Source organism: Nocardioides sp. CER19 (assembly GCF_029846275.1).
Classification (GTDB): Bacteria; Actinomycetota; Actinomycetes; order Propionibacteriales; family Nocardioidaceae; genus Nocardioides.
In genome coordinates, this window is sequence record NZ_JARVWS010000001.1 from 1,093,009 (window position 1) to 1,106,337 (window position 13,329).

Annotated in this window: 12 protein-coding genes; 5 read left to right on the forward strand and 7 right to left on the reverse strand. The window is 72.3% G+C overall.

Features of this window, described 5'->3' with window-relative positions:
* Positions 1 to 27: 27 nt before the first annotated feature.
* From QDS12_RS05375 to QDS12_RS05390, 4 genes are all read right to left on the reverse strand, one after another.
* Complete coding sequence (locus QDS12_RS05375; protein ID WP_279877501.1) at positions 28 to 1,203, reverse strand: hypothetical protein; 1,176 nt, start codon at positions 1,201 to 1,203, stop codon at positions 28 to 30.
* A complete protein-coding gene (locus QDS12_RS05380; RefSeq protein WP_279877503.1) occupies positions 1,200 to 1,712 on the reverse strand; it encodes a SigE family RNA polymerase sigma factor in 513 nt (170 codons plus the stop codon). The genes QDS12_RS05375 and QDS12_RS05380 overlap by 4 nt, the downstream gene beginning before the upstream one ends.
* 126 nt (positions 1,713 to 1,838) lie before the next feature.
* Positions 1,839 to 2,726 (reverse strand): hypothetical protein, encoded by an 888-nt coding sequence (locus tag QDS12_RS05385; RefSeq protein WP_279877505.1) that lies wholly within the window; start codon positions 2,724 to 2,726, stop codon positions 1,839 to 1,841.
* Positions 2,723 to 3,910, reverse strand: a complete 1,188-nt coding sequence (locus QDS12_RS05390; RefSeq protein WP_279877507.1) for an SAM-dependent methyltransferase — start codon at positions 3,908 to 3,910, stop codon at positions 2,723 to 2,725. The genes QDS12_RS05385 and QDS12_RS05390 overlap by 4 nt, the downstream gene beginning before the upstream one ends.
* Positions 3,911 to 4,120: 210 nt before the next feature.
* On the opposite strand from QDS12_RS05390, the gene groES reads away from it, so the two are divergent.
* The 3 genes from groES (at position 4,121) to QDS12_RS05405 (ending at position 6,875) form a co-directional block, all read left to right on the forward strand.
* Entirely contained in the window at positions 4,121 to 4,414 is a 294-nt protein-coding gene (gene groES, locus QDS12_RS05395; RefSeq protein ID WP_279877509.1) for a co-chaperone GroES, read from the forward strand.
* Between the two features lie 130 nt (positions 4,415 to 4,544).
* Positions 4,545 to 6,170 (forward strand): chaperonin GroEL, encoded by a 1,626-nt coding sequence (gene groL, locus QDS12_RS05400; protein ID WP_279877511.1) that lies wholly within the window; start codon positions 4,545 to 4,547, stop codon positions 6,168 to 6,170.
* Positions 6,171 to 6,425: 255 nt separating this feature from the next.
* Complete coding sequence (locus QDS12_RS05405) at positions 6,426 to 6,875, forward strand: cysteine dioxygenase family protein (protein ID WP_279877513.1); 450 nt, start codon at positions 6,426 to 6,428, stop codon at positions 6,873 to 6,875.
* A gap of 46 nt (positions 6,876 to 6,921) precedes the next feature.
* Here the strand turns inward: QDS12_RS05405 and QDS12_RS05410 are convergent, their stop codons facing one another.
* Genes QDS12_RS05410 through QDS12_RS05420 form a run of 3 tightly spaced genes read right to left on the reverse strand, consistent with a single transcriptional unit; the run spans position 6,922 to position 10,641 of the window.
* Positions 6,922 to 8,049, reverse strand: coding sequence for an LLM class flavin-dependent oxidoreductase (locus tag QDS12_RS05410; RefSeq protein WP_279877515.1), 1,128 nt, complete (start codon positions 8,047 to 8,049; stop codon positions 6,922 to 6,924).
* Positions 8,046 to 9,422, reverse strand: a complete 1,377-nt coding sequence (locus tag QDS12_RS05415; protein ID WP_279877516.1) for an NtaA/DmoA family FMN-dependent monooxygenase — start codon at positions 9,420 to 9,422, stop codon at positions 8,046 to 8,048. The genes QDS12_RS05410 and QDS12_RS05415 overlap by 4 nt, the downstream gene beginning before the upstream one ends.
* 7 nt (positions 9,423 to 9,429) lie before the next feature.
* Positions 9,430 to 10,641, reverse strand: coding sequence for an LLM class flavin-dependent oxidoreductase (locus QDS12_RS05420; RefSeq protein ID WP_279877517.1), 1,212 nt, complete (start codon positions 10,639 to 10,641; stop codon positions 9,430 to 9,432).
* 120 nt (positions 10,642 to 10,761) lie between these two features.
* Here QDS12_RS05420 and QDS12_RS05425 point away from each other — a divergent pair, with 120 nt between their 5' ends.
* Both QDS12_RS05425 and guaB read left to right on the forward strand, forming a co-directional pair.
* Entirely contained in the window at positions 10,762 to 11,661 is a 900-nt protein-coding gene (locus QDS12_RS05425) for a GNAT family N-acetyltransferase (protein WP_279877519.1), read from the forward strand.
* A gap of 139 nt (positions 11,662 to 11,800) precedes the next feature.
* Positions 11,801 to 13,300 carry an IMP dehydrogenase gene (gene guaB / locus QDS12_RS05430; RefSeq protein ID WP_279877520.1) on the forward strand — a complete coding sequence of 500 codons (1,500 nt, stop codon included), beginning with the start codon at positions 11,801 to 11,803 and terminating at the stop codon, positions 13,298 to 13,300.
* Positions 13,301 to 13,329 lie beyond the last annotated feature (29 nt).

Consider the following 13,329-nt stretch of genomic DNA (forward strand, 5'->3'; position numbering starts at 1 on the left):
ACCCCTGACGGATGTCACGGGCGTCCTTTACTCAGCCCCGAAGACGTACGCCGGCTCCTCGCCGCGCCCCGGCTTCGTCGTGCCTCGAACGACCGTGACGCCGTCCGCCGAGAGCCGCACGAGGGACCACTGGCCCTTGACGAACACCGTCGCGAGCAGCTGGTCGCCGTCCCAGGTCCAGCTCCAGAAGTAGCCGCCCTCGGGTGCCGTGAACGCGGCCACCGGCAGCAGGTCGGCCGCGGTCCGGATCCAGAGCGTGCTCGTGGCGTGCTCCGAGTCCCAGTCGGCGCTGCCCGTGATGCGGTGCTGCCGGTCGCCGACCAGGGCGACGTACCGACCATCGGGGCTGAACGAGTTCACGCCCGCCCAGTCCAGGGTCCAGTGCGTCGAGCCGTCCTCGTCCTTCGCCCGCCAGGTGCCGTCGTTCATGCCGTAGGCCGTCAGCCCTGTCGGCAGCGAGGTCACCGCCGCCGCGGTGTCCGGCACCGCCTCCACCCGGTCGGCGTCGAGGTGCGCGATGGCGACGCCGCCCTCGGCGTCATGGAAGAGGACGTCGCCGTTCGGCAGGACGCCGTGGATCTGCGTCCAGTCCAGGGCGCCGAGGTCCATCGAGCGGTCACCTTCGGTGAGGACCTCGTGGCCGCCGTGCTGGGTGACGATCGCCAGATCACCGCGCGGCCCCACGGCGAGACCGTGCTCGAAGCTCGGCACGGTGTCGCCGACGTGGCCGTCGACCGTGACGCGGACGAGCTCGGCGTTCGCCTCTCCGGCCCGGATGACGTCCCACCCGCCCGTCTGCGGGTCCTTGGCGAACGTGAACGGGCGGTCCGGGAAGGGGGTGGCCGTCCCGTCGGTGTCGATGATCTGCCCGTCGGACCAGTACGGCACCTGCGGCTCGCCGCCGGACGTCTGCTCGACAGGTACGTCGAGCCGCACCGGGAACACCGGACCGAGCGCGTGGGGGTCCGCCGCGGTGGTCGGGGTGTGGGTCGCGGGCGGCACGCTGCCGTCGCCGGACCTCGACGGGCTCACCGCGATGCCGATGCCGGCGATCGCGGCGACCGCCGCGGCGGAGCCGACGATCGCCGTCACCGTACGACGGCGCCGGATCTGCCGGGCACGGCCGCGCACGTGCTCGAGGGAGAGCGGGGCGGGTGCCGTGGTGTCGGCGACCCGGGTCAGGGCGTCCTTGATGTCGTTCATCGCTCCTCCAGCCCGATGGCGAGGTCGGGGTTGCTCGTGCGCAGGGTGGCCAGCGCTCGGCTGGCCTGGGACTTCACCGTCCCCGGTGAGACGCCGAGGACGTCGGCGATCTCCGCCTCGCTCAGCTCCTCGTAGTAGCGGAGCACGACCACGGCGCGCTGCCGGGGCGGCAGCGACGAGACCGCCCGCCAGACGGCCGCACCGCGGCCCTCGTCGTATGTGTCCTCGCGGCCGAGCTCGGGAAGCACCTCGGCAGCGACCTCACGTCGTCGCCACGGGCGCCGCCACAGCGACGTCGTCTCGTTGGCGATGATCCGGCGGACGTAGCCGTCGAGCGACTCGCGGTCGCGGACCTTGTCCCAGGCGAGGTAGAGCTTCGCGAGCGCCGTGGCGACGACGTCCTCGGCGGCGTGCGGGTCGCCGGTCAGCAGCACCGCGGTGCGGAGCAGGGCGGCCTGCCGCGCCTGCATGTACGCCGCGAACTCGGCGTCCCGCGTGCCGACTGCCACGCCTCCACCTCGATCCACTCCTGGGGCGAGTCCCGTGCGGTTCATCCTGTCCTCCTCGTGCTCCGAACCGGCGGCGGCGCGGCCGGTTCGGGCGCTGCCTGTGACAGGAGGACGCGATCGGGCGGCTCAGGGTTGCACGGCGCCCGAGATGCTCGTCATCGGGAGCACCAGGACCGGCCGGGCGCGGCCGCTCGCGCCGCGGACCGGGGCGATGAGGTCCTCGGACCTGCCCAGCGTGCTGACGCGCATCAGGTGGGCCTCGTCGCCGATGTCCATCACGACGAGCAGGTGGGCGGCGTCCTCCCAGACCGCATCGCGCACGGTGCCGAGGAAGGCGGTCGAGGTGCCGCCGGTGATGTCGTCGCGCGGTGCCAGCGTCACCGACTGGCCGCCGATCGAGGCGAAGTAGCGGCCGTCGGGGCTCAGCAGTCCGCCGTCGCGGTCGCAGGTCTGCCAACCCGGCAGCACCCGGCCGCCGGCGCGCAGCCCACGGCAGGCGGGCGTCAGCTGCCGCGCCCCGCGTACGACGACCGGGTCGGGGTGGCCGGAGTCGAGCCGCCGGACCCGGCCGTCGCGGCCGGTCCAGGCCGCGCCGGTGCCGTCCGGGCGGGCGGTGAGCCCGCTGGTGTGCTCGAAGCTGCGCTGCTGCCCGGTGGTGCCGAGCACCGTGAGGCTCGCTCGCTGCACCAGCACCACACGGCCGTCGGCCAACGTCGCGAAGTCGGTCCACGAGCCGTCCGGGATGCCACGCGCCTGCTCCGCCGGGGGGATGAGCGTCCCCGACCGCAGGTAGGGGACCGCCGGCGGCTCATGGGCGATGGACCCCGTCTGGGTGCTCGTCGGAGCGGGCGGCGACGGCTTGGCCGCCGGGTCGTGCGTCACGCCTCGCCACACGGCCCAGACGACCAGGCCGAGGATGATCACCGCGAGCGCGATCCTCGGGCCGCGCCCGACCCAGCGCCCTCGCCGCGGCGGCCGCGGTGGGCGGCCCAGGACGAGGAACTCCTCGGTCATCCGAACGGCTTCACCAGCAGGCAGGTCCCCTCGCCGGCGACCCGCGTCATCACGATTGTCGCCTCGTTCGGCCCCTGGAGCGAGAGGGAGCGGCGCAGCTGTTCCGGAACGACGGCGACGCCGCGCTTCTTGATGGTCAGCCGGCCCACGCCGCGCTCGCGCAGCGCCGCCCGCAGCGCGCGCTCCCGGTAGGGGAGCTCCTCGACCACCTGGTAGCCGCTCGCGAACGGAGTCAGGAACGCCTCGTCGGACGTCACGTAGGCGATGTGCTCGTCGACCAGCCCGCCGTTGACGCCGGCGGCCACCGCCGTCACGAGCCCGGCGCGGATGACGGCACCGTCGGGCTCGTAGAGGAACCCTCCGACGGCGCGCACCCTGGCCGGGTCCGACCCCGCCGGTGGTGCGTCCTCGTCGGTCAGCGTCGCCAGCCCACCGTCGCCGATCACGGTCGCCCGTCGGCGTACGGTCGCGAGGCCGCCGGCCCACAGGGCCGCCTCCTTGACGTCACCGTGGTCACTGACCCACTCGGCCTCGACCCCCGCGGGGACGAGGTCGTGCGGGATGCCGGGCGCGACCTTCACGCAGGCGTCGCGGGCCAGCAGGGACTCCACGAACGACCACGGCGGCGTCCACCCTTCCGCGTCGAAGACCCGTCCCCGGGCCCCCCTCCGGGCGGGATCGGCGAAGGCGACGTCGAAGGGGGAGTGGTCCACGACCGTCGCGTCCGCGACCTGCACCGCGCCGGCCAGCCCGAGCGCGTCGAGGTTCGCCTGCGCGACGACGACCCGCTCCGGGTCGAGGTCGATCCCCGCGACGATCAGGCCGGCGCGGGAGGCGGCGATCAGGTCGCCGCCGATCCCGCATCCCAGGTCGATCATCGTCCGCGCGCCGTAGGCGGCCAGCCGCGCGGCCCGGTGCTCGGCGACCGGCAGCCGGGTGGCCTGCTCGAGCCCGTCCGGCGTGAAGTACATCCGTTCGGCGAGCGCTCCGAACTTCGCGGCCGCCTTCGCCCGCAGCTCCGCCTGGGTCAACGCGACGGCGACCTGCGCCGGCTCGGCGTCGGGCGCCTCCTTGCGGAGCAGCGTCTGGGCCCGCAGTGCGTCGGTCCCGCGCAGCTCGGTCGCGCGCGCGAGGAGCCACTGCCCCGACTCGGTCAGCAGCCAGGAGAAGGCGTCGAGCTCCATCCGGGGATTGTTTCAGGTGGCTGTGCGCGGCGGGCGAACGCCGCCTCCCTAGCACTCCAGCGACGTGAGTGCTAACGTCTCGCTTGGCACTCTCGACGTGAGTGTGCCAACTGCCTGCCGGCCACGGCGACCCCCGCGACGGCGCTGGAGCCCAGCAGGCGAAGACGTCCACTGATTCGCCCATCGAAGTGTGAAGGGGAGGTCGACACCGTGTCGATCAACATCAAGCCTCTCGAGGACCGCATCGTCATCAAGCAGGTCGAGGCTGAGCAGACCACCGCCTCCGGCCTGGTCATCCCGGACACCGCCAAGGAGAAGCCCCAGGAGGGCGAGGTCCTGGCGGTCGGCCCCGGTCGCATCGACGACAACGGCAACCGCGTCCCGCTCGACGTCAGCGTCGGCGACAAGGTCATCTACAGCAAGTACGGCGGCACCGAGGTCAAGTTCGGCGGCGACGAGTACCTCATCCTGTCCGCCCGCGACGTCCTCGCGGTCGTTTCCTGACGCACCTGGCATCCCGCCTGGCTGCGCCGGGGGCGCTCGACGGCCGCCTCGCTCGTGAGGTCGCCGTCGCGCCCCCGGCTTGCCAGCCGGGCGCCAGGCACGTCAGGCCTTTGTGCTTTTAAGGAGAGTCATGCCGAAGATCCTGGAGTTCGACGAGAACGCCCGCCGCGCGCTCGAGCGCGGCGTCGACGCGCTCGCCAACGCGGTCAAGGTGACGCTGGGCCCGAAGGGCCGCTACGTCGTCCTCGACAAGAAGTGGGGCGCCCCGACCATCACCAACGACGGCGTGACCGTCGCCCGTGAGGTCGAGCTGGACGACCCGTTCGAGAACCTCGGTGCCCAGCTGACGAAGGAGGTCGCGACCAAGACCAACGACGTCGCCGGTGACGGCACCACCACCGCCACCGTGCTCGCCCAGGCGATGGTCCACGAGGGCCTTCGCGCGGTCGCCGCCGGGGCCAACCCGATGGGCCTCAAGCGCGGCATGGACGCCGCTGCCGGCGCCGTGAGCGACGCGCTGCGCGCCGCCGCCCGCGACGTCGACAGCAAGGAGGACATGGCCGCCGTCGCGACCATCTCCAGCCGCGACAGCCACATCGGCTCCCTGCTCGCCGACGCGTTCGACAAGGTCGGCAAGGACGGCGTCATCACCGTCGAGGAGTCCAACACGACGGGCACCGAGCTCGAGTTCACCGAGGGCATGCAGTTCGACAAGGGCTACATCTCGGCGTACTTCGTCACCGACCCGGAGCGCATGGAGGCCGTCCTCGACGACCCCTACATCCTTCTGCACCAGGGCAAGATCTCCTCGATCCAGGAGCTCCTGCCGCTGCTCGAGAAGGTCATCCAGGCCGGCCGGCCGCTCTTCATCCTCGCCGAGGACGTGGACGGCGAGGCGCTCTCCACCCTGGTCGTCAACAAGATCCGCGGCACGTTCAACGCCGTCGCGGTCAAGAGCCCGGCCTTCGGTGACCGCCGCAAGGCGATGATGCAGGACATCGCGACGCTGACCGGTGGTCAGGTCATCGCCCCCGAGGTCGGCCTCAAGCTCGACCAGGTCGGCCTCGAGGTGCTCGGCCAGGCGCGCCGTGTCGTCATCACCAAGGACAACACGACGATCGTCGAGGGCGCGGGCGACGCGGCCGAGGTCGAGGGCCGCGTCAACCAGATCAAGGCCGAGATCGAGTCCACCGACTCCGACTGGGACCGCGAGAAGCTCCAGGAGCGCCTCGCCAAGCTGGCCGGCGGCGTCTGCGTCATCAAGGTCGGCGCGCACACCGAGGTGGAGCTCAAGGAGAAGAAGCACCGCATCGAGGACGCGGTCTCCGCGACCCGCGCGGCCATCGAGGAGGGCATCGTCCCCGGCGGTGGCTCCGCCCTCATCCACGCCGTGTCGGTGCTGGAGAAGGACCTCGGCCTGACGGGCGACGAGGCGGTCGGCGTACGCATCGTGCGCAAGTCCGCCGACGAGCCGCTGCGCTGGATCGCCGAGAACGGTGGCGAGAACGGCTACGTCATCACCACCAAGGTCCGCGAGCTCGGCGTCGGCAACGGCTACAACGCCGCCACCGGCGAGTACGGCGACCTGGTCGGCCAGGGTGTCATCGACCCGGTCAAGGTCACCCGCTCGGCCCTCGTCAACGCCACCTCGATCGCGGGCATGCTGCTCACGACCGAGACCCTGGTCGTCGACAAGCCCGAGGAGGAGGAGCCCGCTGCCGCGGGTCACGGCCACGGGCACGGCCACGGCCACTGATCAACCGGCCCGGCGCGTCCTGACGCGCTGAGGCTCGAGTCGGCGCATCCTCGCGAGCATCGCGAGGGTGCGCCGACTCGGCATTTCGGGCCAGCACCGGCGGCCGCCGACCCCGAACGACGGTCCGCGATGCGAGAGGCGCGTCGATCGCCACGGGCTCGACCTAGGGTGGAGGCATGCCCTTCGAGTGCCGGTGTTGTCGTCGCTGATCACGCTCAGCCGACCCCACCTCTCTCTCGCTCCGAAGGACCCCTCATGCCTGCGCTCACCGTGCTGCCCCTGCTCGAGGCACTGCGCGACCACGCCGACGACCCCGACCTCCACGGCCTGCTCGACCCGCCGGCGGAGGGGCGCACGTTCTATCTCCTGACGCGGACCGACGACCTCGAGCTGTGGCTCATCGCCTGGGCGCCCGGCGCCAGCACGGGCTACCACGACCACGGCACCGCCACCGGCGCGCACACCGTCCTCGAAGGCGCGCTGGTGGAGCACAGCTTCGACGGCGGGCTGCAGCTCGTCGACGCGACGCCGGGTGATGCTCGTGCCTACGCGGCCGGCCGCGTGCACGACATGCGCAACCCGGGTTCGGAGCCCGCGCTCTCCCTGCACGCCTACTCGCCACGGCTCGACGCGATGAACCACTACCGGTTCCTCGGCGACCGGATGGCCCTGATCGGCGCGGAGCCCGGTCGCTCGCCGAGGTGAAGGAGGCCGGTAGCGCGGCGCTCGCAGAGGGATGGACCCGGCCGGGTCAGGACCGGCTCGCCCACTCCTGGGCGAGGAGCTCGTACGACCGCGCCCGGTCGGCGTGGTCGTGGGTGATGGTCGTGACGACGAGCTCGTCGGCGCCGACGGCGCGCTGCAGGATCTCGAGCTGGTCGGCGACCTGGGCAGGTGTGCCGACGAACCGGGTGTCGATGCGGTCCTGGACGAGGGCACGGTCCTCGTCCGACCAGTGCCACGCCCGTGCCTGCTCCGGAGTCGGGAACGGGATGGCGCCCTCCGCCGTGCGAATGCTGCGGACCCAGAGGCCGTAGCCGGTCGCCAGCTCGCGGGCGGTGGGCTCGTCCTCGGCGACGACGACGTCCGCGGACACGGCCACGTAGGGCCGGGTGAGGTCGTCGGACGGCTCGAACGCGGCGCGGTAGGCGAGCGTGGCCTCGACGACCCCGGACGGGTTGACGTGGTAGTTCGTCGCGAAGCGCAGCCCGCGCTTGCCGGCGACGTGCGCGCTCTCGCCGCCGCTGCTCCCGAGCACCCAGAGCTGCAGGTCCGCGCCCTCGCCCGGGAGCGCCTGCGCGTGCACCCCGTCGACGGAACGGTAGGTGCCGGCGATGAGGGCGAGGATGTCGTCGACCTGCTCGCCGTAGTCCGCGGGCTCAGCGCCCGGCAGCTGGAGGAGCTCGCGCTGGACCCGGAAGCGTGGCGAGTCGAGCAGGTGGGCGATCGGCGCCTTCGGGGGTACCAGCAGCCCCTCCGCGGTCCGACCGTCGACGAGCGGGACCGGCGGGACCTCGCCCTGGTCGGAGCCCGGTGGCCTGCCCCCGGAGCGTCCGAGGCCGAGGTCGATGCGGCCGGGGTACGCCGCGTCGAGCAGCCCGAACTCCTCGACCGTGCTCAGCGCCGTCCGGTGGCCGAGCAGCACCGCGCCCGAACCGATGCGGATCGTGGCGGTGGCGGCGCCCAGCAGCGCCAGGACGACCGCCGGTGAGGTTCCCGCGACCCCGGGGTTGAGGTGATGCTCGGCGACCCAGTAGCGGGCGTAGCCCAGCCGCTCGGCGTGCCGAGCGAGGTCGACACTGTTGCGAAGCGCGTCAGCGCCGCTCTGGCCGGAGACGATCGGCACCAGGTCGAGGACCGAGAGCGGTGCGCGGGTCACGACGCCGCCTCGACCCGCTTGCCGCCGGCACCGGACGGCGCCACGGGGAGTCCGAGGTTCTCGCGAAGCGTGGCGCCTGCATAGGCGGTGCGGTGGACCCCGCGCTCCTGCAGCAGGGGTACGACCTCATCGACGAAGCGGCCGAGGCCGCCGGGCGTGACGTGGGGGACCAGGATGAAGCCGTCGCTCGCGTCGGCCTGGACGAACTCGTCGAGCTCGGCCGCGACGGAGGCGGGGGACCCGACGAACGCCTGGCGCCCGGTGACGTCGATGACGAGCTCCCGGGTCGACCAACGGTTGGCCTGCGCGCGCTCGCGCCACTCGCGCGCGACCTCGACCGGGTTGCGGTTCATCCGCACCGAGGCCCTGCCCTTCGAGAAGAGCTCGTCGGACACGACCGGGTCGAACGCAGGCAGCGGGCCGTCGGGGTCGTGGTCGGACAGGTCGGTGTTCCACAGCTGTTCGAGGAACTTGATCGCGGTGGCCGGCGACACCTGCGCGAGCCGCACCTCGTGTGCCAGGTCGGCCGCCTCGGCGTCGGTGTCGCCGAGCACGAAGGTGGCGGCGGGCAGGATCAGGAGGTCCTCCGGGCGACGGCCGTGGCGGGCCAGCCGGCCCTTCATGTCCGAGTAGAACGTCCGGCCTTCGTCCAGCCTGCTGTAGCGCGAGAAGATCGCGTCGGCGCTGGCGGCCGCGAACTCGCGGCCCTCATCGGAGTCGCCGGCCTGGAAGATCACGGGCCTGCCCTGCGGGCTGCGCGGGACGTTGAACTGGCCCTCGATCTCGAAGTGGGCGTCCTGGTGCGCGAACCTGCCCGGGCGCGGCGTCGTGAGGAATCGTCCGGTCCGCTTGTCGGCCAGGATCTCGTCGCCGTTCCAGGAGCTCCAGATCTCGGTGGCGGTCTCGAGGAACGTCCGGGCGCGCTCGTAGCGCTGGTCCTGCGGCAGGTAGCCGCCGCGTCGGAAGTTCTCGCCGGTGAACGCGTCCCAGCTGGTGACGACGTTCCAGGCGGCCCGCCCGCCGGAGAGGTGGTCGAGGGTGGCGAACTGGCGTGCGACCTCGAGCGGCTCGTTGAACGTCGAGTTGATCGTGCCGGTCAGTCCCAGGCGCTCGGTCACCGCCGCGAGCGCCGCGAGCACGGTGAAGGTGTCGGGGCGGCCGACCACGTCGAGGTCGTAGATCCGACCGCCCTGCTCGCGCAGCCGGAGGCCCTCGGCGAGGAAGAGGAAGTCGAACAGGCCGCGCTCGGCGGTCTGTGCGAACTCGACGAACGAGGCAAACTCGATGTGGCTCCCCGACGTGGGGTCGCTCCAGACGGTGGTGTTGTTGACGCCGGGGAAGTGGGCGGCGAGGTGGACCTGCTTCTTCGTCATCGGGGCCTCAGGCGGTCGCGTAGCGGTTGGCGGGACGGGGGAGGCCGAGCAGGCCCCGCAGGGTGCTCGCCTCGTAGTGGTCGTGGAAGAGACCGCGACGCTGCAGCTCTGGCACCAGGCGGCGGGTGATCGCCTGCAGGTCGTCGGGCAGGACGGCCGGGCGCAGACGGACCCCCGTCAGCCCGGCAGCACGCCAGTCCGCGAGCAGGTCCGCGAGCTCGGCGGCGGACCCGGTGAAGATGCGGGCGTCGGAGCGGTACGTCGCCCCTGCGGCCTCGTCCAGCCCTGCCAACCGGTCGTGGGCGGCCGGCTCGCTCTCGGCGAGCACGACCACCAGGTCACCGAAGACGTGCACGGTCTCGCCCTCGCGACCGGCGCTCGCCTGCGCCTCGCGGATCTCCGCGACGATCGGGGCGATGTCGCCCGTGCCGCGTGGGGTCACGAAGCCGATGTCCGTCGACCGGCCGACCAGGCGGTGCGGGATCGACCGATCGGCCAGTGCCGCGACGACGGGCTGTCCCTGCGGTGGGCGAGGCGTGATCGAGGGGCCCTTCACGTTGAACCAGCGGCCCTCGAAGTCGATGTGGTGGAGCTTGTCGCGGTCGATGAAGCGCCCGGTCGCCACGTCGCGGATCTCCGCGTCGTCCTCCCAGCTGTCCCACAGCCGCCGGAGGACCTCGACGTAGTCGGCGGCCTCGTCGAACGCATCGTGGAGCAGGAGCTGTCCCGCGGGGGAGTCGAGGTCGCCGTTCGGCACGGGCGCGAACGTCCGCCGCCCGATCAGTGCGGCGTCCCGCTGCCGGGGTGCCACCTGGACGTGGACGCCGGCTCGTCCCCTGCTGACGTGGTCGAGCGTCGCGATCGCCTTCGACACGTGGAACGGCTCGGTGTGGGTGACGGTGGCGGTCGGCAGCAGTCCGATGTGCCGGGTGAGCGGAGCGACGCGCGCCGCGACGAGCACGGCGTCGAGTCGACCCCGCACGTGGTCGGTGCGGTCGTCCCCGAAGTCGCCGAACCGGTCAGAGGTCTGCAGCGTCAGGCTGTCCTCGAGGGTGACGAGATCGACGAGCCCGGCCTCGGCCTCGGTCACCAGGTCGGCCCAGTAGCGCGGCGAGAACAGCTCGGCGGGGCGCGCGGCCGGCTCGCGCCATGCGGCGGGATGCCAGCCGGCTCCCTCCAGCGCGACGGCGAGGCGGAGACGATCGGCACGGGCGGACATGGTTTAAACATAGCAAATTACTAGACTTTAAGGGCGTGGCGGGGCGAAGGCGCCGATGCGTTCTCGCGGGCGACACCGGCGTTAACAGCGCTGCAACATCGGATCCGCCAGACTGTGCGCATGCTGTGGAGAGTGCGCACGACGCTGCCCGACAAGCCCGGCACCCTCGCGGCGCTGGCCCAGCGCTGCGGCGCCGCGGGGGTCAACATCCTCGGTCTCCAGATCTTCCCCGGGCTCGACGACGTCACCGACGAGATCGTCCTGAGCACCGCTGACGACTGGACCGTCGAGCAGGTCACCCGCCTGGTCAGCGACGCGGGCGGCGCGGAGGTGGTGGCCCAGCCGAGCACCGAGGCGGCGCTCGATGACCAGCCCACCCGCTACGTCAGGGCGGCCCGCGCGATCCTCGAGCGGCCCATGTCCTTCCCGGAGGTCGTCGCCCGGCTCTTCGACGCCGAGGCGGAGCCGACCGACCCCGAGGTCGTCCACGACGTCATGGAGATGGTCGTCGGCGACGTGCAGGTGCAGGTGCACCGGACCGCGCCGTTCACCGACACCGAGCGGGCCCGCGGCGCCGCGATGGCCGACCTGGTCAACGACGTGCTCGGCCGCACCGGCGAGGCGCCGGTCGCGACGACGGGCACGCGCCGCCTCGGCACCGGCGCGACACCCGAGTACGTCGCCCGCGGCGACTCCGTCACGGCGTACGTCGACGGCGTGGTCGTGGGGACCGCGACCGTGGGCGCCGAGAGCCGCGAGGACGGAGCCGGCGTGCGGCCCGTCGACCTCGCGGTCGACCCGAGCTGGCAGCGCCGCGGCATCGGTACCCGCCTGCTCCTCGACGCCGCCCGGGTCGCCAACTCCCTCGGCGCCGACGAGATCCTGCTGACCACCCGCTCCGACAACCAGGCGGTGCTGCCGATGGTGCTCGGCGCCGGGCTGCGCGGCCGGATCCGGATGGCGGCCGACCGGCTGACCGTCCGCGTCCCCGTGCGCGAGCTGAAGCCCCTCGCGAGCTGACCCGCCCGTTCGGTCGAGCATCCTCCCCCACCACTGCGTCATGCTCTTCCCGCGTGGTCACGCGGAGATGGGGTGCAGACCAGAGGGCAGGAGTCTCCCCGATTCGGGCTCCAGGCGCCGCGCGCCGTAACATTTCGTCATGGAGCTCCCCGAGAAGTTCGCCGACCTCGGTCTGACCTACGACGACGTCCTGCTGCTGCCGGGCTACTCCGATCTCGCCCCGAGCGACATCGACACCACCAGTCGGCTGACGCGGGAGCTCTTCCTCAAGACGCCGCTGATCTCGGCCGCGATGGACACCGTCACCGAGTCCCGCATGGCCATCGCGATGGCCCGCCAGGGCGGCATCGGCGTGCTCCACCGCAACCTCTCCATCGAGGACCAGGCCTACCAGGTCGACCTCGTCAAGCGGACCCAGACCGGGATCATCTCCAATCCGGTCACGATCGGCCCCGACGCGACGCTCGAGCAGCTCGACCGGCTGGCCGGCGAGTACCGCATCTCCGGCTTCCCGGTCGTCGACAGCGACAACCGCCTCATCGGCATGATCACCAACCGCGACCTGCGCTTCACGCCCGTCGCGGAGTGGGCGACCACCAAGGTCGACGAGGTCATGACGCAGCAGCCGCTGATCACCGGGCCCTCCGACATCTCCCGCGAGGACGCCACCGCGCTGCTGCGCAGCCACAAGCGCGAGCGGCTCCCGCTGGTCGACGCCGACGGTCGCCTGACCGGGCTGATCACCGTCAAGGACTTCGTCAAGGGCGAGCAGTTCCCCGACGCGTCGTACGACGCCCAGGGACGGCTGCTGGTCGGCGCCGCGATCGGCTACTTCGGCGATGCGTGGGAGCGGGCCACGACGCTGATCGACGCCGGCGTCGACGTGCTCGTCGCCGACACCGCGCACGGCAACGTGCGGATGCTGATCGACATGGTCCGCCGGCTCAAGACCGACCCGGCCACCAAGCACGTCCAGGTCATCGGCGGCAACGTCGCCACCAAGGCGGGTGCCCAGAGCTTCGTCGACGCGGGCGCCGACGCGGTCAAGGTGGGCGTGGGCCCGGGCTCGATCTGCACGACGCGGGTCGTCACCGGCGTCGGCGTACCCCAGATCTCCGCCGTCTACGAGGCCAGCCTCGCCTGCCGGGCGGCCGGTGTCCCGGTCATCGCCGACGGTGGCCTGCGCTACTCCGGCGAGATCGGCAAGGCGATCGTCGCCGGCGCCGACACCGTCATGCTGGGCTCGATGCTGGCCGGCACCGAGGAGACCCCGGGCGACCTGATCCTCGTCAACGGCAAGCAGTACAAGGCCTACCGCGGCATGGGCTCGATGGGCGCCATGTCGAGCCGGGGCAAGAAGTCCTACTCCAAGGACCGCTACTTCCAGGCCGAGGTCACCAGCGACGACATGATCGTGCCCGAGGGCGTCGAGGGCCAGGTGCCCTACAAGGGCACGCTCGCCACCGTCGCGCACCAGCTCGTCGGCGGCCTCCACCAGACGATGTTCTACGTCGGCGCGCGGACGATCCCCGAGCTGCAGGAGAACGGCCGCTTCGTGCGGATCACCTCCGCATCGCTCAAGGAGAGCCACCCCCACGACGTCCAGGTCACCGTCGAGGCGCCGAACTACCGCGCCTGACGAGCAACGCGAGGGATCGGCCGGCGCCC